The organism is Pseudomonas sp. FR229a, assembly GCF_030209115.1.
In the GTDB taxonomy this organism is placed as follows: Bacteria; Pseudomonadota; Gammaproteobacteria; order Pseudomonadales; family Pseudomonadaceae; genus Aquipseudomonas; species Aquipseudomonas moraviensis_A.
Window position 1 is genome coordinate 1 of sequence record NZ_JARVSP010000045.1, and the last position, 22,543, is coordinate 22,543.

Genomic DNA, 22,543 nt, shown 5'->3' on the forward strand with positions numbered 1-22,543 from the left:
CTCCCACAGGGATTGGGGGTTGGATGAAGATCGATGGTTCAGCACAAAACAGTGTAGGAGCGAGCCTGCTCGCGAATGCGTTGGATCAGGCGATGAAGATGTTGAATGTACCGCCGTCTTCGCGAGCAGGCTCGCTCCCACAGGGATAGGGGATTGAATGAAGATCGATGGTTCGGCACAAAACAGTGTAGGAGTGAGCCTGCTCGCGAATGCGTTGGATCAAGCAATGAAGATGTTGAATGTGCCGCCGTCTTCGCGAGCAGGCTCGCTCCCACAGGGATTGGGGGTTGAATGAAGATCGATGGTTCGGCACAAAACAGTGTGGGAGCGAGCCTGCGGTGAGGCTCAGACTCGCAGCAACTGCCGGGTCATCGCCATTGAGGTCTCCAGCGACTGGCCGGTGCGCTGCAGTTTGTTCAGCAAACTGGCGCCGAGCCAGAGCTGATACAGGGTCTCCGCCAACTTCCTCGCATCGCCTTCGGGCAGGCTTTGGTCGGTCTGGCCCTGTTCAATGCATTCGGTGATGCGCGCGACGATGCGTTCGGCGCCGTCGCGCAAGGTCAGGCGCATCGATTCGGACAGGTCGGCGACTTCGGCGCTGAGTTTGACCACCAGGCATTCATCACCGTGGCCTTCGACGGTGCAGCGGTTTTGCCAGCCCTGCCAGTAATCCATCAAGCGCTCGAAGGCAGTCAGCCCCGGCAGTGTCAGGCGGCGTTCCATGTCAGCAAGGTAGTCGACGAAATAATCCTCAAGCAGCGCCTGGCCGTACAACTCCTTGGATTTGAAGTAGTGATAGAACGAGCCCTTCGGCACGCCGGCGGTCTGCAGGATCTCGTTGAGGCCGACGCTGGTGAAGCCCTTCTCGGCCATCATCCGGTGGCCGGTGTCGAGCAAGTGTTGGCGGGTGTCGTCAAAGGTCGGCTTCATGGTGCGCAAGTTTCCAGACAATAGACCAGTCGTATAGATTTCAGGACCGGGAGTTTGCCATATCCAACAGGCAAAAACATTTTCTGAAAAAATTACTAGACGACTGGTCTAATTGGAAACTATGCTGCGCCCCGACACACCAATTCATGCGGTGCCGACGCTGAGCGAATTCCTCGCCTTGTGCCGATGCCTGACCAAACCAAGGGTGCTCTATGAAAATCTTGATGGTTCTGACTTCCCACGATCAACTCGGCAACACCGGCAAGAAAACCGGCTTCTGGCTGGAAGAATTTGCCGCACCGTATTACGCCTTCAAGGACGCCGGCGCCGACGTCACCCTGGTATCCCCAGCCGGCGGCCAGCCACCGCTCGATCCGAAAAGCGACGAGCCCGGCGCGCAGACTGCCGAGACCGATCGCTTCCGCGCCGATCCGGCCGCGCAAAAAGCATTGGCCAGCACTGGCCGTTTGGCTGATGTCCGCGCCGAAGATTTCGATGCAGTGTTCTACCCAGGCGGCCACGGCCCACTGTGGGATCTTGCCGAAGACAAGGCTTCGATCGCGCTGATCGAAGCCTTCGACCGCGCCAACAAGCCTCATGGTTTCGTCTGCCACGCACCCGGCGTGTTGCTGCATGTCGTGCGCGCTGATGGCCAGCCGATCGTCAAAGATCGCGACGTCACCGGTTTTACCAATGCCGAAGAAGCGGCAGTCGGTTTGACTGACGTGGTGCCATTCCTCATCGAAGACGAATTCCAACGTCTCGGTGGCCGCTACTCGAAAGTCGCCGACTGGCAGGTGCATGTGGTAACTGACGGGCAACTGGTCACCGGCCAGAATCCGGCCAGTTCTGCCGCCGTTGCGGAAAAGCTGTTGAAACTGCTCGGCTGACCTTCTCGCTCCAACCCGATCAACGCCGCGCGCGTACAGCCCGGCGTTGTTTTTTTGCCCAGTTACTAGTCGACTGGTCTAATCAGATTCAAAGGCTGACTCCATGAACAACGCTTTTTTCACGCCTGCTAAATTGGGCGCACATACCCTGAAAAACCGCATCGTCCTGCCACCCCTCACCCGCCAGCGCAGCACGCAGCCGGGCAATGTCGCCAACGAACTGATGGCTGAGTACTACCAACAGCGCGCCGGTGCCGGTTTGCTGGTCACCGAAGGCACGCAGATCGAACCGCGCGGGCAAGGTTATGCGTGGACGCCGGGCATTCACACGCCGGAGCAGATCGCCGGTTGGCGCACAGTCACCGAGGCGGTGCACGCGGTGGATGGCGTGATCTTCGCCCAGCTCTGGCATGTTGGCCGGGTCTCGCACACCGCATTGCAGCCCAATGGCGACGCGCCCGTGTCGGCATCTGCTGTCGCCACCGACCGCGTCAGCGTGTTCATCGAGACCGCGCCCGGTGCCGGTGAACTGGTACCGCCGTCGGCTCCGCGCGCGCTGAGCACGGATGAGGTGCAGGAGTTGATTCAGCTGTACATCCAGGCCGCGCGCAACGCGATGGAAGCCGGTTTCGATGGCATCGAACTGCACTGCGCCAATGGCTATCTGGTCAATCAGTTCATCTCGGCGCACAGCAATCTGCGCACCGATCAATACGGTGGCTCGCTGGACAATCGCTTGCGCTTTTTGCGCGAAGTGGTGGCTGGCGTCGCGGAATGCATCGGCAAGGACAAGGTCGGTGTGCGCTTTGCGCCGCTGTTCAGCACCACCGATGAAGCGCGGACTTATCTGGGTCTGGTCGAGGAAGATCCGCACACCACTTACATCGGCGCAATAAAGATTCTCGAAGACGTGGGCATCGCCTACCTGTCGATCGCCGAAGCCGACTGGGACAACGCGCCAGCGATGCCGCAGACCTTTCGCCGAGCCGTGCGCGACACGTTCAGCGGCGCGATCATTTACGCCGGGCGCTACACCGCCGAAACCGGCGCGCAATTGCTTGAGTCAGGGCTGGCGGATTTGGTCGCGTTTGGCCGACCATTCATGGCCAACCCGGACCTGCCGGCGCGGATTGCCCAGGGCTGGCCGTTGAATCAATTGAATCCTGCCACGGTGTATGGCGGTGGTGCCGAGGGGTATACCGATTACCCGACCTACTCCGCCTAAGCACCCAACACACCTCCCCTGTAGGAGCGAGCCTGCTCGCGAAGACGTCGGGCCAGTCGATGAATGTGCAAGCTGACCCACCGCTATCGCGAGCAGGCTCGCTCCTACAGGTTTTCGGGCGTGTCAGGCCAGACCGTTGCGCCCCGCCGCTTTTGCGCGATACAGCGCCTGATCGGCGGCCTCGATCAACTCCGGCAGCGAATCCAGCTGCGCGCCCGCGCCCACTGCCATACCGATACTCACCGTGACCCGACCGAACGGGCTGCCCGGATGGGCAATGTTCGCCTGCTGCAAGCGCTCGAGCACCAGTTGCGCCACCACCGTGGCGCCGGCGCTGTCGGTGGCCGGCATGATCACCGCCATTTCCTCGCCACCGTAGCGGGCGACCAGATCCGAGGGGCGTCGCACGCAGCTCTCGAGCACCTTGCTGACCGCTTGCAAACAGGCATCGCCGGCGACGTGGCCCAAGGCATCGTTGAACAATTTGAAGTGGTCGATATCGATCATCAGCAAGGCCAGCGAGGTTCCATCACGCTGCGCCCGCCGCGCTTCCACGGCCAGTGTTTCATCGAAACAGCGGCGGTTGGCCAGGCCGGTCAGCGCATCCTTCAGCGCCAGCAATTCGAGCTGTCGATTGGAGGCGAGCAACTGCTGCTGGGCGTCGAGCAACGCCTCTTCGGCTTCGGTCCGTCGGCGAATGTCGAGGATCAGGAACCAGCCGATCAGCCCGGTCAGCCCGAGCAGTCCGGTCACCACCACCGCCGACAACGCCGCTTCGATACGCCACGCTGCCAGCGCTTCGTCCTTGCCCAGGGCCACGGTGGTGATCAGTGGCAGGCTTTCGCTTTTGCGGAACGCGTACAGCCGCTCGACACCGTCGAGGCTGGAGGTGTACGACGCCGTGCCGACCGAGCGGTCGACGAGGTATTTGGCGTAGATGGGCGATGACGAGAAATTGCGGCCCATGTCCTGCTCGCGGAACGGGTAGCGCACCAACAGCGTGCCGTCGGTGTACGACAGGCCGATCGCACCGTCCTGGCCAACGTCGAGCTTGCCGAACACGCGAAGAAAGTTTTCCACCCCCAGCGTCACCGCCACTACACCGGCGAACTGTCCATCGTCGTCATTGAAGCGGCGGCTGATGGTCACCACCCATTCGTGATTGGAACGGCTCTGGATCGGCGGGCCAATGAACGGCTCGCGGCTCGGACTGTCACGGTGATGAATGAAATAGGCGCGGTCGCTGCTGTTGGCACCCTCGGGAATCGGCCGGTTGGAGGACATCAACCAGTACCCGTGGCGGTCATAGACGGTAATGCCGCTGAGCTGTGGCATCAGCGGCTGCTGGTGGTCGGTCAGGGTCTTGATGCGTTGGATCTGCGTCGGCCCGCTGCCCTCGGTTTCCAGACGTTCGACCAGCCCGAGCAAGAGCAGCGAGCTTTGCCGGACGATGCCTTCGGTGTAGGTATTGAGCGCCTGGGTCAGGTTCAGGCCATGCACGTCAACCTCGGCCAGCGCACGTTCACGCGAAGACCAGACTTTCCAGATCGTCAGCGAAGTCAGGGAACAGCCAATCACCAGCAGCAGGAGCATTACAAGGCGAGTATCACGCTTCACGTCTGTACCTTAAGGAAGTCCGGGATCCATTCCAGCCATCATTCGAACGTCGGCACTCACGGCGGCCACGTGTTCCGGGGCGCAAGCATACAAGCAGTGTGCAGCGGCTGCAGCAACAGAGTGTGCTGCGCTAGGGGGCGGGTGCAGCGGGTTTGAGAATTTCCACGAGAAAATCGATGAACACGTTGATCCGGCTAGAGCCCCGGTGATTGGGCAAGTACAGCGCGTTGATGCAACTGCTGGCGCTGCCGGGATTGACCTCGTAGTGCTCAAGCAAGCGCGTCAGGCGCCCGGCGGCGACGTCGTCGCGCACCAGCCAGTCGGCCAGCAGCGTCACCCCGCCACCACCGATCGCGGCTTCGCGCAGAATGTCGGCGTTGTTGCTTTGCAGGCGTCCCTGGACGTTCAGTTGAATCGGCTCTTCGTCACCCTCGAACGTCCAGTGGTGATGGCTGCCGCCGTAATCGAAACGCAGGCATTGGTGATCGAGCAGATCCCGCGGATGCTCGAGGACCGCGCTGCGCGCCAGGTAATCCGGGCTGGCGACGACCCAGCGCTGGAACTGCCCGACGCGTTTGCTGACGATGTCTTCGCTGACCACCGTCGAGCCGAGCCGCACCGAAACGTCGATCTGCTCGCTGAGCAAATCGCTGACCTGATCACTCAGCGAGAGGCTGATCTCCAGCCCCGGATGGCGTTCGAGCAAGCGGCTCAGGTGCGGCGCGATCAATCGGCGGCCAAACTCCACCGGCACGCTGATGCGCAAGCGGCCTTGCGCTTCGCTGCCACGATCGGCGACCACCGCATCGGCTTCGTCGATGGCATCGAGAATCGCTACGGCTTTTTCGAAATAGGTCTGGCCGGCAACGGTGACGCTGGTGTTGCGCGTGGTGCGATTGAGCAGGCTGGCGCCCAACTCGTTCTCCAGCCCCGCCACTTGCCGTGTCACCGAAGACGTCGAGATCCCAAGCTTGCGCGCCGCCGAGGAATAGCCCCCGCAGCGCACGGTTTCAACAAACATCTTCAATGCCAGCAACTTGTCCATAAGCGGGGTCCGGTGGTGAGGAAACGCCGCTGATTGTGCATCAGCGCTCGCCGGACGTCTTGTACCGTCGTGCTTGAGGGTGCTTTCTGCAGAACGCATGTTCATCGGTTCCTGAAAAAATCCGGAAATCACCGCCCCCTGTAGGAGCGAGCCTGCTCGCGATAGCGGTCTCTCAGTGCCATGTGTATTGGCTGACACTCCGCTATCGCAAGCAGGCTCACTCCTACACGGGTTTTGTAGTGGGTCAGGGATCAGGCGGTGTCGCGCAATCCCTGTGGGAGCGAGCCTGCTCGCGATAGCGGCCTCTCAGTGCCATGTGTATTGACTGACACTCCGCTATCGCGAGCAGGCTCACTCCTACAATGGTTTTGGGGTGGGTCAGGGATCACGCGGTGTACCGAAAACCCTGTGGGAGCGAGCCTGCTCGCGATAGCGGCCTCTCAGTGCCATGTGTATTGGCTGACACTCCGCCATCGCGAGCAGGCTCACGCCTACATTGGATTTGGGGTGGGTCAGGGGTCAGGCGGTGTCGCGCAATCCCTGTGGGAGCGAGCCTGCTCGCGATAGCGGCCTCTCAGTGCCACATGGATTGACTGACACACCGCCATCGCGAGCAGGCTCACTCCTACAATGGTTTTGGGGTGGGTCAGGGATCACGCGGTGTACCGAAAACCCTGTGGGAGCGAGCCTGCTCGCGATAGCGGCCTCTCAGTGCCATGTGTATTGACTGACACTCCGCTATCGCGAGCAGGCTCACTCCTACATTGGTTTTGTGGTGGGTCAGGGATCAGGCGGTGTCGCGCAATCCCTGTGGGAGCGAGCCTGCTCGCGATAGCGGTCTCTCAGTGCCATGTGTATTGACTAACACTCCGCCATCGCGAGCAGGCTCACTCCTACATGGGTTTTGTGTTGTTTTGAAATTCAGCTGCGGTCAGCTTTCTTACCCAGGAACAACGCCAGCGCCAGTGCTGGCAGCACCGCCACGGCTATGGCCGAGAGGTTCCAGCCGAAGTGTTCGTACAGCGGGCTGGCGACCAGTGAGCCGAGGGCGCCGCCGACGAAGATGCTGGTCATATACACCGCATTCAGACGGGCGCGGCTGTGCGGGTCGAGGGCGTAGACCTCGCGCTGGCCGAGCACCATGTTCAGTTGTACGGCAAAGTCCAGCAGCACCGCACACACCACCAGCCACACATAACCACTGCCCGGCAGCGCGGCGATCAACAGCGACAGCGGCGCCAGCAGCAACGCCACCAGGGTACCGCGACGACCGTGCCCGGCATCGGCCAGACGTCCGGCAATCGGCGCGGCAATCGCACCCACCGCTCCGACCAGCGCAAAGATCGCCACTTGTGCCTGGCTGAAACCGTGATGACGCATCAGCTCGATCGGCGCGAGGGTCCAGAACAGGCTGAAACTGGCGAACAGCAAGCCTTGATACAGCGAACGCTGACGCAACCCCGGAAAGCGTCGAGCCAGGGCAAACACCGAACCAATCAACGCGACGTAAGTGGCTTTGTGCGTCGGCACCCGACGCGGCAATGCCACAGCGGTAATCAACGCGATCACCGCCATCAGTGCCGCCGCGCTGTAAAACACCCCGCGCCAGCCGAACACTTCGACCAACAGACTCGAGAGCGGACGCGACAGCAAAATCCCCAGCAGCAAGCCGCTCATGATATTGCCGACCACGCGGCCACGACTGGCTTCCGGGGCCAGATGCGCGGCCAGCGGCACAAGAATCTGCACGGCGACTGAGGTCAGGCCGATCAGCAAGGACAAGATCAGAAACAGCGACGGCGAATGGGTCAGGCCAGCGCACAGCAGCGTTACGCTGGCAGCGAGAGTGAAACCGACCACCAGACGGCGGTTCTCCATCAGGTCGGCCAGCGGCACCAGCAGCAACAGGCCCAAGGCGTAACCGAATTGGGTCAGCGAGACGATCAGGCTGGCATTGGCGCTGGACAGGCCGATCTGCGGCGCGATCAGTTCGACGATGGGCTGCGCGTAATACAGGTTGGCGACGACCGCGCCGCAGCAGAAGGCCAGAAACGCGACCATCAGGCCGGAGAGTGAAGCAGGCTGTTCGGCCGGGGCCGCAACGGCAGGGTTGCCCGTAAGCATGGTGACACCTCGTTGAGTTCGGGAAAGTGGTGCCAAGGCTACGGTCACCCGGCGGCGGCGAGAATCCGTACCAGGGGCAACGCACTGATGCGTCGAGCGCAACGTTGCTTCTGGCGCAACGCGCTGTTGCGCGGGCCGGTGATTCTCTGCCGCAAGCGTCTTCTCTACGCTTTGGCCCTGGCGCAGACGTCCGCATCGGCGCCCTTCCCCGGCTGCTACAAGGAGCGTTTCCATGACCCGCACTTCACTCGTCCTGCCACTGCCCGCCGCGTTTCTCTGCCAACCATGAACAGCCAACTACTCAAATCCAGAACCCTGTGGACCAGCGTGGCTGTGCTCGCCGTAATCGGCCTGAGCGTCGCCGTCGCACTGATGTGGCGCCCGGCGATCGCCCCGATCAAACGGCCTACGTCATTCGATAGCGCGCAGTTGCAACGCGGCGCGCGGGTGGTCGAGGCCGGCGACTGCGCGGTCTGCCATACCCGCCCCGGCGGCGAATACCTGGCCGGCGGGCTGCCGCTCGTGACGCCGTTCGGCACCCTGTACAGCACCAACATCACCCCGGATGCGCAGACCGGCATCGGCCAGTGGTCTTTGCCGGCATTTGAACGGGCGATGCGCGAAGGCATTGCCCGCGACGGCCACTTTCTCTACCCGGCCTTTCCCTATGTGCACTACCGGCGCATGAGCGCAGCGGACATCGCCGATGCCTACGCCTACCTGATGAGCGGCCCCGCCGTACACGCCCCCGCCAGGCAGAACCAGATGAACTTCCCGATGAACATCCGCCCGCTGGTGTCGTTCTGGAACCTGCTGTTTCTGCATGGCGAGCCTTTGACGCCACTGGCCGAACACAGCGCAGCATGGAATCGCGGACGCTACCTGGTCGACGGCCCGGGCCACTGCGCCGGCTGCCATTCGCCGCTGAACCTGATCGGCGCGGAGAAATCCTCGGAATATCTGCAGGGCGGCAGCGTCGATGGCTGGGAGGCCCCGGCGCTGGCCGGCCTCGGCCAACGCGCCAATCCATGGAATCGCGAGCAATTGGTCGGCTATCTGCGCGCCGACGTTGTCGATGGCCACGGCACACCCGCCGGGCCGATGCGTCCGGTCAGCCTGAGTCTGGCGCGTTTGCCGGCCAGTGAAGCCGAGGCGATCGCCGACTACCTGTTGAGCCTGCAAAGCCCGCACGCGGTGACCGAAATCACCCCGAAAAAGCAGCCGAGCAGTCCAGCGGATCACAGCAGCGGCGCCCTGCTCTTCAGCAGCGCCTGCGCCGGATGTCACGCACCCGCCGCGCCGATGCGCGAAATCGACGGACGCCCCGGTCTGCAAAACACCTCGGCCCTGCAAGCGGCCAGTTCGCGCAATTTTCTCAAGACCGTGCTTGAAGGCGTGCCCGCCATTCCCGGCGCACCCGGTCCGGTGATGCCGCCGTTCGCCGCCAGCCTCGACAACGCCCAGCTCGGCGCACTCGCCGCGTACCTGCGCGAACAAGCCAGACCCGACCAACCCTGGGCCGACCTCTCTTCCACTATTGAAGCGTTACGTCAGGAGACGAAATGAGCCAGATCACTCTCACCGTCAATGGAGCCGCCCAAGCGCTGGAGCTGGAACCGGACATGCCGCTGCTGTACGCATTGCGCAATCACTTGAACCTCAACGGTGCCAAATACGGCTGCGGCCTGGGCCAGTGTGGCGCGTGCACGGTGATCGTCGACGATAAGCCGGTGTTCGCCTGCCTGACGCCATGCGCCGGCCTTGAAGGGAAAAAGATCCGCACCGTGGAAAGCCTCGGCAGTGCCGAGAAACCCGGCCCGCTGCAAACCGCGTTCATCGACAAGCAGGCGGCGCAATGCGGTTACTGCATCGCCGGCATGCTGATGCGCGCGCAGTCGTTGCTTGAACGCGATCCGCACCCGGACGAGCAAACGATTCGTGAGCACATGGCCGGCAATCTGTGCCGTTGCGGCACGCACTTGCGCATCATCGAGGCGATCAAACAGGTGGCCGGACACGACGGGAGCCTGACATGAGCGAAGCAAATGGCTTGAACCCCAGCCGCCGGGCGTTCCTGCGCGGCGGCGCGCTGCTGATGGCCTTCACCCTGATGCCGGTAGCGCGGCGGGCCTTGGCCGACACCGAAGTCGACACCCTCGGCACCGTGGTGCTGGCCCCCGATCTGCCCGGCAGTCTGCGCACCAACCCTTACCTCGACGCGTGGATTCGCATCGGCGCCGACGGCATCACCGTGTACACCGGCAAAGTCGAACTGGGCACCGGGGTGAAAACCGCATTGCTGCAAATCGCCGCCGAGCGTTTGCAGGTACCGGCCAGCGCCGTCAATTTGCTCACCGCCGACACCGCACTGACGCCCAACGAAGGCTACACCGCCGGCAGCCACAGCATTTTCGACAGCGGCACCGCGCTGTACAACGCCGCCGCGCAGGTGCGCGAAATGCTCGTCGATGCCGCCGCGCGCAGTTGGCAAGTCGACGCTGCGCAACTGAGCACTCGCGACGGCATTATCGAAGGCCCGAGCGGGCAACGCATGGCTTACGCCGACGCGGTCAGGCATGTCGATGTGCACCAATACGCCAAGGCGCAATCACCGGCGATGGCAGCGGCCGACTTCAAGCTGATCGGGCACAACCTGCCGCGTCTGGACATTCCGGCCAAGGTCAGCGGCGGCGCGGCGTTCGTGCAGGACATGCGCCTGCCGGGCATGCTGCATGCGCGAGTGATCCGCCCGCCGCGCCCCGGCTGCACGCTGCAGGCATTCGATACGGCATCGATTGAAGCGCTCAGCGGCGTGGTCAAAGTGATCCGCGACGGCAACTATCTGGCCGTGATCGCCCGTGATGAATGGCAAGCGATCAAGGCCATGCGCAGCGGCATGGACAGCGCCAAGTGGAGCGGCGGCGAGGCGATTCCCGAAGCCGCCGATATTCACGATTTGCTCAAGCGATTGCCCTCCAAGCGCTACCCGATCAGCAACAACGGCAATCCCGGCGGCGCAAGCGAGACACGCTTCAAGGCGCGGGTGACCAAGCAGTATCTGATGCACGGCTCGATCGGCCCGTCCTGCGCGGTGGCATGGTTCAACGATGGCCTGCTCACGGTCTGGACTCACACCCAGGGCGTCTATCCGCTGCGCGCCGGCATCGCCGAAATGCTTCGTCTGCCGCCGGAGCGTGTGCGCTGCATTCATACCGAGGGCTCGGGCTGCTATGGCCATAACGGCGCCGATGATGCCGCCGCCGATGCGGCATTGATCGCCATGCGTTTGCCGGGCACGCCGGTGCGCGTGCAATGGATGCGCGAGCAGGAAAATCTCTGGGAGCCGTACAGTTCGGCGATGGTCACCGAGGTCGACGCTGGCCTCAGTCAGGGCCGTTTGCAGGACTGGAACTACGAGCTGTGGACCACGCCGCACAACGAACGCATCGTCAATGCCGGGCGCCTGCTGCCGGCACGCTTGCTGGCCAAACCCTTCACCTCGGCGCCCTCGGTGCCGATCGCCCAGCCCGAAGGTGACGGCGATCGCAACGCGGTGCCGCTGTATGAACTGGGCGCGACGCGGATCACCATGAACTTTGTCACGACGATGCCCTTCCGCACCTCGGCCATGCGTTCGCTTGGCGCGCACATCAATATCTTCGCCATCGAGGCGGGTATCGATGAGTTGGCAATCCAGAGCGGGCTCGACCCGGTGGCGTTGCGCCTGACGCATCTGAGCGACCCGCGCGCCCGTGCCGTCATAGAGCGCGTGCGTGACGAAATCGGTTGGCCACACAAGGGCAGCGAACCCGGCGCGGGGATCGGTTTTGCCTTCGCCCGCTACAAGAACATCATGGGTTACTGCGCCCTCGCGGTGAAACTGCGGGTGCATCCGCAGACCGGCGAGATCCGCGTCGATCATGTGGTGACGGCGGTCGACGTCGGCCAGATTGTCAGCCCTGATGGCCTGCGCAATCAGGTCGAGGGCGGCATCGTCCAGTCGGCGAGCTGGACGCTCTACGAAAAAGTCGCCTACGACGCCGGCGGTATTCGCAGCTACGACTGGAGCGGTTATCCGATCCTGCGTTTTACGCAATTGCCGAAAAAAGTCGATGTGCACCTGCTCGATCAACCGGGCGAACCCTTCCTCGGTGCCGCCGAAATCGTTCAAGGGCCAATGGCTGCCGCCCTCGGCAACGCGGTCAGCAATGCCACGGGCCGGCGCTGGCTGAACCTGCCGCTGACCCGCTCGACCCCACCCGCCTGAATCACGCCCGCGCTCATCATGGATGAGCGCGGGTGCCGTTGCGCTGCGCGCAAAACTGCGTAGCGCCGGCCACGGATTATCAGCTCCGCCACCCCCGGTTAAGTTAGCTGCACAGCGCGCGGCACCTGGCTGCCGCGTTTGAACCCTACTCATCGAAATCCGGAGCTACCCATGACCCGTCGCCTGTTCCAACCGATCGCCCTTGGCCCTTACACCCTTGCCCACCGCGTAGCGATGGCGCCCCTGACGCGCTCGCGCGCCGGTCAACCGGGCGATGTTCCGACCGCGATGAACGCCGAGTACTACCGCCAACGTGCCAGTGCCGCGCTGATCATCACCGAGGCCACGCAGATTTCCCAACAGGGCCAGGGCTATGCGTGGACGCCGGGGATCTACACTGATGCGCAAGTGCAGGCGTGGCGGGAAGTCAGCACGGCGGTGCACGCCGCCCATGGCCTGATCTTCATGCAGCTGTGGCATGTCGGCCGGGTCTCGCATCCGAGCTTCCAGCCTGACGCCGGTTTGCCGGTGGCACCGAGCGCACTGCCCGTGCCGGGCAAGACCTTTATCGTCGATGAACAAGGCAACGGCGTGTGGGGTGATGTGCCGGTACCGCGCGCCCTCGAAACAGCGGAAATCGCCGCCATCGTCGAAGACTATCGCCGCGCCGCGCGCAACGCCTTGAACGCTGGCATGGACGGCGTGGAAATCCATGCCGGCAACGGTTACCTCCTCGATCAATTCCTTAACAGCAACAGCAATCAGCGCAACGACGCCTATGGCGGCAGCGTGGAAAACCGTGCGCGCTTTCTGCTGGAAGTAGTCGCCGCCGTCGCTGACGAAGTCGGTGCCGAACGCGTCGGCGTGCGCCTGACGCCAATGGGCCGCTTCATGGGCATGGGCGATGACACGCCTGAAGCGACTTTCGGTTATCTGGTCGAAGCGCTCAATCAGTGGAATCTGGCCTACCTGCACCTGGTCGAGCCGGCCATGGTCGGCACGGTCAAGGACGAGAACTTCGACCCGCGCTGGGACGCGATCATCGCCCAGTTGCGCCAGACCTGGAACGGCGTGCTGATCCTCGCTGGCGGTTACGACGCCGACTCCGCCGAACAGGCCTTGAGCGCTGATCGCGCCGACATCATTGCCTTTGGCCGGCCATTCCTGGCGAACCCGGATCTGCCACGTCGGTTGCACGATGGCCTTGAGCTGAACACACCGGATCCGAGCAGTTTCTTCGGCGGCGATCAGCGTGGTTATGTCGATTATCCGTTTCACGCTTGAGTTTCTGAGGCGAAGTGCTGGCGTTCGGCTTTGGTATCGCGCCGGATTCACCCCTCACCCCAGCCCTCTCCCCAGGGAGAGGGAGCTGATCTATGGAGCATTCAGAACCGGAGTTCGACCCGATATCAGCGTCTGGCGTAAATTGCCCAAACAACTCGGTCAGTCCCCTCTCCCTCTGGGAGAGGGTTAGGGTGAGGGGCTTTTGGTTCAGCGGTGCTGCGGATCTTCTTCGGGCGCCTCGATGACTGGCAACGACGCCGTCATCGAAGCGTGACACACCGCCAGGATTTCATCGGCCAGCGCCGAGTCATCCGGGCAGGCCCGCGACAGCATGATCGCGCCGACCGCATGGGCCAGCAGGTCGATCATTTTGCTTCTGCCCTCACTTTGCGGCGCAGCCGCTGCGCTCGGGTATTTCTCGCCCAGGATCTGCAATAAGCGCTCGATGCCCTCGGCGAAAGCTGTCTTCACATCCCCCGACTGCCGCGCCGCATCGCCGCACAGCGCCGCCATGGTGCAACCAGTGGAACGGCCGTCGCGATGGTCGCGTGAAACGTACACGTCGATGAAGTCCTTCACGCTCATCGCCTCGGCGCTGGCCAGTGACTGCGCCAGGCTGTTGGCCGACGCTTCGGCCATCAGGTCGGCCTTGGAGCCGAAGTGTTTGTAAAAACCGCCGTGGGTGAAACCGGCCGCCGCCATCAGGTCAGCCACACCAACCCCGTCATAACCGCGTTCGCGGAACATCACTGAAGCCGTTTCGACAATGTGCTCGCGATTGGCCTGAGCCTGAGCCTTGGATACGCGCATGTTGGATACCTCCAGCGCTGAAAAATCATGGCTCGATGATACATAGATGTTGGCCATAATCAAAACCGTTGACAGTTTAGATTTCGATCATCATCCTAAAAGCCCGCAATCAATCTTCTATTCAAAAAGAGCCGACACCATGACTACTCGCCCTACTGTTCTGATCACTGGCGCCTCCACCGGCATCGGCGCGGTCTACGCCGCACGTTTCGCCCAACGCGGGCACGATCTGGTGCTGGTCGCCCGTGACCAGTCGCGTCTGGACGCCCTCGCCACCAATCTGCGTGCCGAATACAACGTCAATATCGAAGTGCTGCAAGCCGATCTGACCCGACTCAGCGATCTGCAGACTGTCGAAGCGCGCCTGCGCGACGACGCGCGCATCGGCATCCTCGTCAACAATGCCGGCGCCGCGCAGTCCGGCACGTTCATCGAACAAAGCACTGACAGCGTGGCGCAACTGGTCGCCCTCAACACCACCGCGCTGGTGCGGCTGGCCAGCGCCATCGCCCCGCGTCTGGCCAAGGCTGGGGACGGCGCGATCATCAACATCGGTTCGGTGGTGGGCCTGGCGCCGGAGTTCGGCATGTCGGTGTATGGCGCGACCAAGGCGTTCGTGCTGTTTCTCTCCCAGGGCCTGACCCTGGAGCTGTCGCCGAAAGGCGTGTACGTGCAAGCCGTACTGCCCGCCGCCACCCGTACGGAAATCTGGGACCGCGCCGGTATCGACATCAACACGCTGACCGACATCATGGAAGTCGGCGACATGGTTGACGCTGCGCTGGTCGGTTTTGATCGTCGCGAAGTCGTCACCATCCCGCCGCTGCACGAAGGCGAACGCTGGGATGCCCTGCAAACCGCGCGGCAGGGCCTGCTGGGGCAGATTCGCCAGTCGGCGGTGGCGCCACGTTATCTGCCTCAAGCCTGACTGCAACCGGACCCGCCGCCAGTGCGGCGGGTTCCTACCGACAAGAGCATCCGTAATGAAAGCATTTTTCATCGAGCGCTACGGCAAGCAGAACGGCCGGATTGGCGACGTCCCCGAACCGCTGATCGGGGAAAACGACGTGCTGATCGAAGTGCACGGCAGCAGCATCAACCCGCTCGATCTGAAGATTCGCAGCGGCGAATTCAAGATGATCCTGCCCTATCAGATGCCTTTGATATTGGGCAACGATGTCGCCGGTGTGGTGCTCGGCACTGGTGCGGCGGTCAAGCGGTTCAAGCCGGGCGATGAGGTTTATGCCCGTGCGCCTGAAAACAGGATTGGCACGTTTGCCGAACGCATCGCCGTCGACGAAACAGCCGTCGCCCTCAAACCTGCCAATCTCGACATGACCGACGCGGCGTGCATACCGCTGGTGGCGTTGACTGCGTGGCAGGCATTGGTTGAAGTCGCCAGGTTGCAAAAGGGTCAGAAAGTGTTGATCCACGCCGGCTCCGGTGGCGTCGGCACAGTCGCCATTCAGTTGGCCAGACACCTCGGCGCTTTCGTCGCGACGACTACCAGCACGGCGAATGTCGAGTGGGTCAAAGCGCTGGGCGCTGACGTGGTGATTGATTACACGCAACAGGATTTCGCCAGCGAACTGCGCGATTACGATGTAGTGCTCAACAGCCTCGGCGGGGATGTGCTGGAGAAATCGCTAAAGGTGCTGAAACCGGGTGGGCAGCTGATTTCCCTGTCCGGGCCGCCGACCGCGCAGTTCGCACAGGAGCAGGGTTTGTCGTGGCTGCTTGGGTTGGTCATGCGTGTGCTCAGCAGCGGTATCCGGCGAAAGGCGCGCAAGCGTGGGGTGCGTTATGCGTTTCTGTTTATGCGCGCCGATGGCATTCAGTTGCAGAAGATCAGCGCATTGATCGAGGCTGGGGTTATCAAACCGGTGATCGACCGGATCTTTGCCTTCGATCAGATACCTGACGCCTTGCACTACGTCGAACAAGGCCGGGCCAGGGGCAAGGTCGCCATTGTGATCAATCCTGAAAGCCCCTCACCCTAGCCCTCTCCCAGGGGAGAGGGAACTGACCGAATTGAATGTGCGAGTTATACCGACCTGAGATACCGAGGCGAACACAAGCTCGGAATGCCCACGATGATCAGCTCCCTCTCCTCGGGGAGAGGGCTGGGGTGAGGGGTGAATTCACTGCGGTGTTTTGGGCATGCCCACCATCATCCGATTTCAAGCCGAACTCAGTCCCGAAAGATCAAAAGCCCCTCACCCTAACCCTCTCCCGGAGGGAGAAGGAACTGACCGAGTTGCATGTGCGAGTTACACCGACCTGAGATACCAAGGCGAACACAAGCTCGGATTGCCCACAATGATCAGCTCCCTCTCCTCGGGGAGAGGGCTGGGGTGAGGGGTGAATTCACTGCGGTGTTTGGGCATGCGCGTTGCAGCTCCAAGCCCGACTCGCCCCTCCTGCTGAAGCTTCGAGAAACCCCTCTCGACTTGCGTTTTCCTCAACCTGCACCACGCTTGATTCACAGAAGTGTCGGGGTTCATGGCAAAACTGCGGTTAACTGAATGGTTAGTTACCGTTATAATCCCGCGCTTCATTCAAACGGGACTTTCAATGTGAACCACAGTCAACGCGTCTCAGGCGTTTCAACGTTCATTCTCGTCGGCCTTGGCGTGATCATCGCCCTGCTCGGTCTGGCGCTCGCGGCCGGCGGTGTGAAGCTGGTCAGCCTGGGCGGTTCCTGGTACTTCCTGGTCGGCGGTCTGGCGATGACCGTTTCCGGTGTGCTGATCGCACTGAAGAAAACTGCAGGCGCCTGGCTGTTCGCCGCGTTTCTCGTGGCGACTGCGATCTGGGCGGTGGCTGACGCCGGGCTGGTGTTCTGGCCAGTGTTCTCGCGGCTGTTCATGTTCAGCGCGATCGGTATGGTCGTCGCGCTGGTCTACCCGCTGCTGGCGCGTGCCAATGGCCGCGTTGCCGGTCGCGGCGCGTATGCCGTGGCCGCTGTGCTCGCCGTGGGTGTGGTGGTTGCTGCAGGCAACATGTTCGTCGCGCATCCAACGGTTGCCGCGACTGGCACCGGTCCGGGACTGACCCCGGTGGAACCGGCCAAGGCGCAGAAAGACTGGGCGCACTACGGCAACACCGAAGGTGGCAGCCGCTTCGCCGCGCTCGATCAGATCAACCGCAACAACGTCGACCAATTGAAAGTCGCGTGGACCTACCACACCGGTGACGTCGCCGAGAGCGATGGCAACGGCGCCGAAGACCAGCTCACCCCGCTGCAGGTCGGCAACAAGGTGTTCATCTGCACTCCGCACAACAACCTGATCGCCCTCGACGCCGACACCGGTAAAGAGCTGTGGAAGAACGCGATCAACGCGCAATCGAAAGTCTGGCAGCGCTGCCGTGGCATGGCTTATTTCGACGCCACCGCCACCCTCGCTCAGCCGAGCAATTCTTCGATCATCGAAGCCAAACCGGCGCCGGCCGCCAACTGCCAGCGCCGTCTGCTGACCAATACCATCGATGCCCGCCTGATCGCGGTCGACGCTGACACCGGCGAGTTCTGCCAGGGTTTCGGCAACAACGGTCAGGTCGATCTGAAGGCCGGTCTGGGTGATGTTCCGGACAGCTACTATCAGTTGTCGTCCGCGCCATTGATGGCCGGCACCACCGTGGTGGTAGGCGGTCGCGTCGCCGACAACGTGCAGAGCGACATGCCCGGTGGCGTGATTCGCGGGTTTGACGTGATCACCGGCACCATGCGCTGGGCGTTCGACCCGGGCAACCCGCAGGATCGCAATGCACCGGCCGACGGCAAAACCTACGTGCGCAGCACGCCGAACAGCTGGGCGCCGATGTCCTATGACGCGGCGACCAACACGGTGTTCCTGCCCATGGGCAGCTCGTCCACCGACATCTATGGTGTCGAGCGCAGCGAACTGGACCACAAGTACGGCGCCTCGATCCTCGCGCTGGATGCCAGCACGGGTGAAGAACGCTGGGTGTTCCAGACCGTGCACAACGATCTGTGGGACTTCGACCTGCCGATGCAGCCGAGCCTGATCGACTTCGACAAGGACGGCCAAAGCGTTCAGGCGCTGGTCATCGGCACCAAGGCCGGGCAGATCTATGTGCTCGATCGCGCCACCGGCAAGCCGCTGACTGAAGTCAAGGAAATACCGGTGAAAGCCGCGAACATCCCCAACGAGCCGTACTCGCCGACCCAGCCGAAATCCGTGGGCATGCCGCAGATCGGCGCGCAGCACCTGACCGAGTCGGACATGTGGGGCGCCACACCGTACGACCAGTTGCTCTGCCGCATCGACTTCAAGAGCATGCGCTACGAGGGTCTGTACACCGCGCCGGGCACTGACAAATCGCTCAGCTTCCCGGGTTCGCTGGGCGGCATGAACTGGGGCAGCATCTCCACTGACCCGGTGCACGGTTTCATCTTCGTCAACGACATGCGCCTGGGTCTGTGGATTCAGATGATTCCATCGCAGAACAAGGGCCAGGCCGCAGGCGGTGGCGAAGCACTGAACACCGGCATGGGCGCTGTTCCGCTCAAAGGCACGCCGTACGCAGTGAACAAGAACCGCTTCCTCTCGGTGGCCGGCATTCCGTGCCAGGCGCCGCCGTTCGGCACGTTGACCGCGATCGACATGAAGACCCAGAAAGTCGCGTGGCAGGTTCCGGTCGGCACCGTTGAAGACACCGGTCCTCTGGGCATTCGCATGCACTTGCCGATCAAGATCGGTCTGCCAACCCTCGGCGGCACCCTGTCGACCCAGGGTGGCCTGATCTTCATTGCCGGCACCCAGGACTTCTACCTGCGCGCCTTCAACAGCGGCAACGGCGAAGAAGTCTGGAAAGCGCGTCTGCCAGTCGGCAGCCAGGGCGGCCCGATGACCTACGTCTCGCCGAAGACCGGCAAGCAGTACATCGTCGTCACCGCTGGCGGCGCACGTCAGTCGACTGATCGCGGCGATTACGTGATGGCCTACGCCCTGCCGTAATCCGCTGCTGCACATCCACCCACTCCCCAGCGCGCGGTGCCTCACAGCACCGCGTCGCCGTTTTATTGCGTTGAAGATTTCAGCAGGAAGGATTCACATGTCATCGGCTGTTCGCTTTTCTCGTACCAAACTTTCCACTGGCCTGCTGCTGGGCCTGAGCTGCACCACCGCCCTGCCCGCGCTGGCCGCCAGCGATTCCGGTCTGCTGACCCGCAGCACCCTCACCGGTAACTGGGGCGGCTTGCGTCATCAACTGGATGAAGACGGCGTCAAGTTCAGCGGCGATTACAGCGGCGAAACCGCTTACAACGCCGACGGCGGCCTGCACCGTTCGGCGCGCTATTCGCAGAACATCAAGCTCGGCGTGCAGTTTGATCTGAGCAAACTGTATGGCGTCGACAATGCCGGCAAGGTGCAACTGACCATCAACGACCGTCGCGGCAACAGCGCTTCGGAAGATCTGGTCGGCAACCGCTTGCCGATTCAGGAAAACTACGGCGGCCTGTACACGCGCCTGACCGAACTCAGTTACGAGCGCAGCCTGTTCACTCCGGCGCTGAACGTGAAGCTCGGCTACATGGCCATGGGCAACGACCTCGGCGGCCTCGACAGCGGCATTCTGTGCAACTTCATGAACGCTGGTTTCTGCGGCCATCCGCTGAACATGTCCGGCGGCAGCGGCTGGACCAACTACCCCAACGCGCGTCTGGGCGTGCGGGTCAAATACGACCTGTCGCCGTCCTGGCAACTGCGTGTGGCGGCGTTCAACGTCGACCCCGAGAGCAATGGCAATTCCAGCCGCGCCTGGCACTTGGGGCCGAAACACACCACCGGCACCGTCGTACCGATCGAGCTGGTGTACAAGCACGCCGGCGAGCTGCCGGGTGAATACAAGCTCGGCTATTACTACGACAGTTCCGACGTCAAACGCATTGGCAGCGACGACGAGGTGTCCGGTCGTGGCGGTCATTACCTGCTGATCGATCAGGCGATATGGCGTTCGCCGACCTCCGAGGGGCGCAGCCTGCATGCGTTTGGTCAGTATTCGGCGGCCAGTGAAGCGGCCTCACCGTTCAGCAAGTGGTACGGCACCGGCGTAGTCCTGTACAAACCGTTCGAAGGCCGCCCGCGTGACACTCTGGCGCTGGGCTATGGCCGCGCCGTGCCGAACCCGCGCAGCCGTGATGTTCAGCAGGATGCCGCCATGGCCAATGGCGCTGCATTCCCGCATCTCGACAGCGCTGAGCAACTGATCGAATTGGGCTACGGCTACCAGGCCACCCCATGGCTGACCCTGCGCCCGAACCTGCAATACATCATCGAACCGGGCGCGTTCTCCGGGCAGGACATCGACAATGCGCTGGTGGTGGGGTTGCAGGTGAAGGCTGCGCTTTAAGCCTTGTGGTGGATGCACCACCGCGATCGCGAGCAGGCTCACTCCTACAGGGTTTGGCGTCGGGCACAAAATCCCGGCAATACACAAACCCCCTGTAGGAGTGAGCCTGCTCGCGATGGCATTGGTTCAGGCAACCACAATTTTTGAATGCTCAACCAGTTCCTTCAGAGCACCGACCAGTCACCCACCTGTCGAAATTAATTCCAGCCATCGGTGAATTATTTCGTGTCCGCATGTATCTGAGGCAGAAGAGCCGGCGCCATCATGGAGATGGCATCGCAGCGGTAATCTGGATCAGCGAGCGGGAACATCGCAATGAAATCACGCAAGAACACCGTCAAACCGATCGGTTTGAAAGACATCACCATTGTCGACGACGCCAAGATGCGCAAGGCAATCACCGCCGCCGCACTGGGCAACGCCATGGAATGGTTCGACTTTGGCGTCTACGGCTTTGTCGCCTATGTGCTCGGCAAGGTCTTCTTCCCCGGCGCCGATCCCGGCGTGCAAATGATCGCCGCGCTGGCGACCTTCTCCGTGCCTTTCCTGATTCGTCCGCTGGGCGGGCTGTTCTTTGGTGCGCTCGGCGACAAATACGGCCGGCAGAAAGTCCTCGCCGCGACCATCGTCATCATGTCCCTGAGCACCTTTGCCATCGGCCTGATTCCGTCCTATGCCTCGATCGGCATCTGGGCGCCGATCCTGCTGTTGCTGGCGAAGATGGCCCAAGGTTTCTCCGTGGGTGGCGAGTACACCGGCGCCTCGATCTTCGTCGCTGAATACGCGCCGGACCGCAAACGCGGCTTCCTCGGCAGCTGGCTGGATTTCGGCTCGATCGCCGGTTTCGTCTTTGGCGCCGGCGTGGTGGTGCTGATTTCGACGATCCTCGGTGAACAGCGCTTCGAAGAATGGGGCTGGAGAATTCCGTTTTTCCTTGCCCTGCCGCTGGGCATGATCGGCCTGTATCTGCGCCACGCCCTGGAGGAAACCCCGGCGTTCCAGCAGCACGTGGAAAAGCTCGAACAAGGTGACCGCGAAGGCCTCGCCGGTGGCCCGAAAGTGTCGTTCAAGGAAGTTGCGACCAAGCACTGGCGCAGCCTGATGACCTGCATCGGCGTAGTAGCGGCGACCAACGTCACCTACTACATGCTGCTCACCTACATGCCGAGTTACCTGACCCACAACCTGCATTACAGCGAAAACCACGGCGTGCTGATCATCATCGCGATCATGGTCGGCATGCTCTTCGTGCAGCCGCTGATCGGCTTCGTCAGCGACAAGATCGGCCGCAAGCCTTTCATCGTCGTGGGCAGCATCGGCCTGTTCATCTTTGCCATTCCGGCGTTCATGCTGATCAACAGCGGCAGCATCGGCCTGATCTTCTCCGGCTTGCTGATTCTGGCGGTGTTGCTCAACTTCTTCATTGGCGTCATGGCCTCGACCCTGCCGGCGATGTTCCCCACCCATATCCGCTACAGCGCTTTGGCCAGTGCCTTCAACGTCTCGGTGCTGATCGCCGGTCTGACCCCGACTGCCGTGGCCTGGCTGGTGGAAAGCACCAACGATCTGTACATGCCTGCGTATTACCTGATGGTGATCGCCGTGGTCGGCCTGATCACCGGCGTGACCATGAAGGAAACCGCCAACAAACCCCTGCGCGGCGCCGCCCCGGCGGCCTCCGACCTCGAAGAGGCCAAGGAGCTGCTGCAGGAACACCACGACAACATCGAACAGAAAATCGAAGACATCGATGCCGAGATTGCCGAGCTGGAGGCCAAGCGCAAGGTGCTGGTTCAGCAGCACCCGCGCATCAACGAGTGATCCGCTAGACCCAGAAAAAATCGGCGGGGCCGTCACCCCGTCGATTACTCGGAGCGCGGCTTGGTGTTAAATAGGCGCCAGTCTTGACCTTGTCGCTTAAAGCCGTGCAACGAGAACCGCTATGAATACCCCTGCCCAGAACATCTTCGCTC

At 62.3% G+C, this 22,543-nt stretch carries 16 protein-coding genes; 11 read left to right on the top strand and 5 right to left on the bottom strand.

All coding sequences use genetic code 11. The annotated features are described in order from the left end of the window. Window positions 1-345: 345 nt before the first annotated feature. Window positions 346-930, bottom strand: a complete 585-nt coding sequence (gene curR, locus QRN33_RS26355) for a TetR family transcriptional repressor CurR (protein WP_042610004.1) — start codon at window positions 928-930, stop codon at window positions 346-348. Window positions 931-1,142: 212 nt separating this feature from the next. Here curR and QRN33_RS26360 point away from each other — a divergent pair, with 212 nt between their 5' ends. Further along, window positions 1,143-1,820: a type 1 glutamine amidotransferase domain-containing protein gene (locus QRN33_RS26360; RefSeq protein WP_042610005.1), complete on the top strand. Its 678-nt coding sequence runs from the start codon at window positions 1,143-1,145 to the stop codon at window positions 1,818-1,820. Window positions 1,821-1,923: 103 nt separating this feature from the next. Next, window positions 1,924-3,045 carry an alkene reductase gene (locus QRN33_RS26365; protein ID WP_285410993.1) on the top strand — a complete coding sequence of 374 codons (1,122 nt, stop codon included), beginning with the start codon at window positions 1,924-1,926 and terminating at the stop codon, window positions 3,043-3,045. A gap of 123 nt (window positions 3,046-3,168) precedes the next feature. Here the strand turns inward: QRN33_RS26365 and QRN33_RS26370 are convergent, their stop codons facing one another. The 3 genes from QRN33_RS26370 to QRN33_RS26380 all read right to left on the bottom strand — a co-directional run bounded on the left by QRN33_RS26370 (window position 3,169) and on the right by QRN33_RS26380 (window position 7,831). Then, on the bottom strand, window positions 3,169-4,662 hold the full coding sequence (locus tag QRN33_RS26370; protein WP_285410995.1) for a sensor domain-containing diguanylate cyclase: 1,494 nt from the start codon (window positions 4,660-4,662) through the stop codon (window positions 3,169-3,171). A 130-nt stretch (window positions 4,663-4,792) separates the two neighbouring features. Beyond that, window positions 4,793-5,707: a LysR family transcriptional regulator gene (locus tag QRN33_RS26375; RefSeq protein ID WP_285411017.1), complete on the bottom strand. Its 915-nt coding sequence runs from the start codon at window positions 5,705-5,707 to the stop codon at window positions 4,793-4,795. Window positions 5,708-6,628: 921 nt separating this feature from the next. Further along, the gene (locus QRN33_RS26380; protein ID WP_285410997.1) at window positions 6,629-7,831 is read right to left on the bottom strand and encodes an MFS transporter; all 1,203 of its coding nucleotides are present in this window, start codon (window positions 7,829-7,831) and stop codon (window positions 6,629-6,631) included. An 87-nt stretch (window positions 7,832-7,918) separates the two neighbouring features. Between QRN33_RS26380 and QRN33_RS26385 the strand changes: the two genes are divergently transcribed. The 4 genes from QRN33_RS26385 to QRN33_RS26400 all read left to right on the top strand — a co-directional run bounded on the left by QRN33_RS26385 (window position 7,919) and on the right by QRN33_RS26400 (window position 13,382). After that, window positions 7,919-9,397 carry a c-type cytochrome gene (locus QRN33_RS26385; protein WP_502945042.1) on the top strand — a complete coding sequence of 493 codons (1,479 nt, stop codon included), beginning with the start codon at window positions 7,919-7,921 and terminating at the stop codon, window positions 9,395-9,397. Beyond that, window positions 9,394-9,867 carry a (2Fe-2S)-binding protein gene (locus tag QRN33_RS26390; RefSeq protein ID WP_042610010.1) on the top strand — a complete coding sequence of 158 codons (474 nt, stop codon included), beginning with the start codon at window positions 9,394-9,396 and terminating at the stop codon, window positions 9,865-9,867. Before QRN33_RS26385 ends, QRN33_RS26390 begins: the two co-directional genes overlap by 4 nt. Continuing rightward, window positions 9,864-12,098 (top strand): xanthine dehydrogenase family protein molybdopterin-binding subunit, encoded by a 2,235-nt coding sequence (locus tag QRN33_RS26395; RefSeq protein ID WP_285410999.1) that lies wholly within the window; start codon window positions 9,864-9,866, stop codon window positions 12,096-12,098. Before QRN33_RS26390 ends, QRN33_RS26395 begins: the two co-directional genes overlap by 4 nt. A 171-nt stretch (window positions 12,099-12,269) precedes the next feature. Beyond that, complete coding sequence (locus QRN33_RS26400; RefSeq protein ID WP_123419545.1) at window positions 12,270-13,382, top strand: alkene reductase; 1,113 nt, start codon at window positions 12,270-12,272, stop codon at window positions 13,380-13,382. Window positions 13,383-13,589: 207 nt separating this feature from the next. On the opposite strand, the gene QRN33_RS26405 is transcribed toward QRN33_RS26400, so the two are convergent. Further along, on the bottom strand, window positions 13,590-14,192 hold the full coding sequence (locus tag QRN33_RS26405; RefSeq protein WP_285411000.1) for a TetR/AcrR family transcriptional regulator: 603 nt from the start codon (window positions 14,190-14,192) through the stop codon (window positions 13,590-13,592). A 139-nt stretch (window positions 14,193-14,331) separates the two neighbouring features. On the opposite strand from QRN33_RS26405, the gene QRN33_RS26410 reads away from it, so the two are divergent. The 5 genes from QRN33_RS26410 to proP all read left to right on the top strand — a co-directional run bounded on the left by QRN33_RS26410 (window position 14,332) and on the right by proP (window position 22,391). Next, a complete protein-coding gene (locus QRN33_RS26410) occupies window positions 14,332-15,120 on the top strand; it encodes an SDR family NAD(P)-dependent oxidoreductase (RefSeq protein WP_285411002.1) in 789 nt (262 codons plus the stop codon). A 55-nt stretch (window positions 15,121-15,175) separates the two neighbouring features. After that, window positions 15,176-16,192, top strand: coding sequence for an NADP-dependent oxidoreductase (locus QRN33_RS26415; RefSeq protein WP_285411003.1), 1,017 nt, complete (start codon window positions 15,176-15,178; stop codon window positions 16,190-16,192). A gap of 576 nt (window positions 16,193-16,768) precedes the next feature. Then, entirely contained in the window at window positions 16,769-19,174 is a 2,406-nt protein-coding gene (locus QRN33_RS26420) for a glucose/quinate/shikimate family membrane-bound PQQ-dependent dehydrogenase (RefSeq protein ID WP_285411005.1), read from the top strand. 97 nt (window positions 19,175-19,271) lie between these two features. Then, complete coding sequence (locus QRN33_RS26425; RefSeq protein ID WP_285411008.1) at window positions 19,272-20,570, top strand: carbohydrate porin; 1,299 nt, start codon at window positions 19,272-19,274, stop codon at window positions 20,568-20,570. A gap of 315 nt (window positions 20,571-20,885) precedes the next feature. Further along, a complete protein-coding gene (proP, locus tag QRN33_RS26430; RefSeq protein WP_042610020.1) occupies window positions 20,886-22,391 on the top strand; it encodes a glycine betaine/L-proline transporter ProP in 1,506 nt (501 codons plus the stop codon). Window positions 22,392-22,543 lie beyond the last annotated feature (152 nt).

Bases quoted from the DNA above. Each gene is read 5' to 3' on its own strand.
- QRN33_RS26360 (WP_042610005.1), top strand. From the start codon at position 1,143: ATGAAAATCTTGATGGTTCTGACTTCCCACGATCAACTCGGCAACACC.
- QRN33_RS26400 (WP_123419545.1), top strand. From the start codon at position 12,270: ATGACCCGTCGCCTGTTCCAACCGATCGCCCTTGGCCCTTACACCCTT.
- proP (WP_042610020.1), top strand. From the start codon at position 20,886: ATGAAATCACGCAAGAACACCGTCAAACCGATCGGTTTGAAAGACATC.
- QRN33_RS26375 (WP_285411017.1), bottom strand. From the start codon at position 5,707: ATGGACAAGTTGCTGGCATTGAAGATGTTTGTTGAAACCGTGCGCTGC.
- QRN33_RS26405 (WP_285411000.1), bottom strand. From the start codon at position 14,192: ATGCGCGTATCCAAGGCTCAGGCTCAGGCCAATCGCGAGCACATTGTC.
- QRN33_RS26425 (WP_285411008.1), top strand. From the start codon at position 19,272: ATGTCATCGGCTGTTCGCTTTTCTCGTACCAAACTTTCCACTGGCCTG.
- QRN33_RS26390 (WP_042610010.1), top strand. From the start codon at position 9,394: ATGAGCCAGATCACTCTCACCGTCAATGGAGCCGCCCAAGCGCTGGAG.
- QRN33_RS26365 (WP_285410993.1), top strand. From the start codon at position 1,924: ATGAACAACGCTTTTTTCACGCCTGCTAAATTGGGCGCACATACCCTG.
- QRN33_RS26415 (WP_285411003.1), top strand. From the start codon at position 15,176: ATGAAAGCATTTTTCATCGAGCGCTACGGCAAGCAGAACGGCCGGATT.
- QRN33_RS26385 (WP_502945042.1), top strand. From the start codon at position 7,919: ATGCGTCGAGCGCAACGTTGCTTCTGGCGCAACGCGCTGTTGCGCGGG.
- curR (WP_042610004.1), bottom strand. From the start codon at position 930: ATGAAGCCGACCTTTGACGACACCCGCCAACACTTGCTCGACACCGGC.
- QRN33_RS26410 (WP_285411002.1), top strand. From the start codon at position 14,332: ATGACTACTCGCCCTACTGTTCTGATCACTGGCGCCTCCACCGGCATC.
- QRN33_RS26380 (WP_285410997.1), bottom strand. From the start codon at position 7,831: ATGCTTACGGGCAACCCTGCCGTTGCGGCCCCGGCCGAACAGCCTGCT.
- QRN33_RS26395 (WP_285410999.1), top strand. From the start codon at position 9,864: ATGAGCGAAGCAAATGGCTTGAACCCCAGCCGCCGGGCGTTCCTGCGC.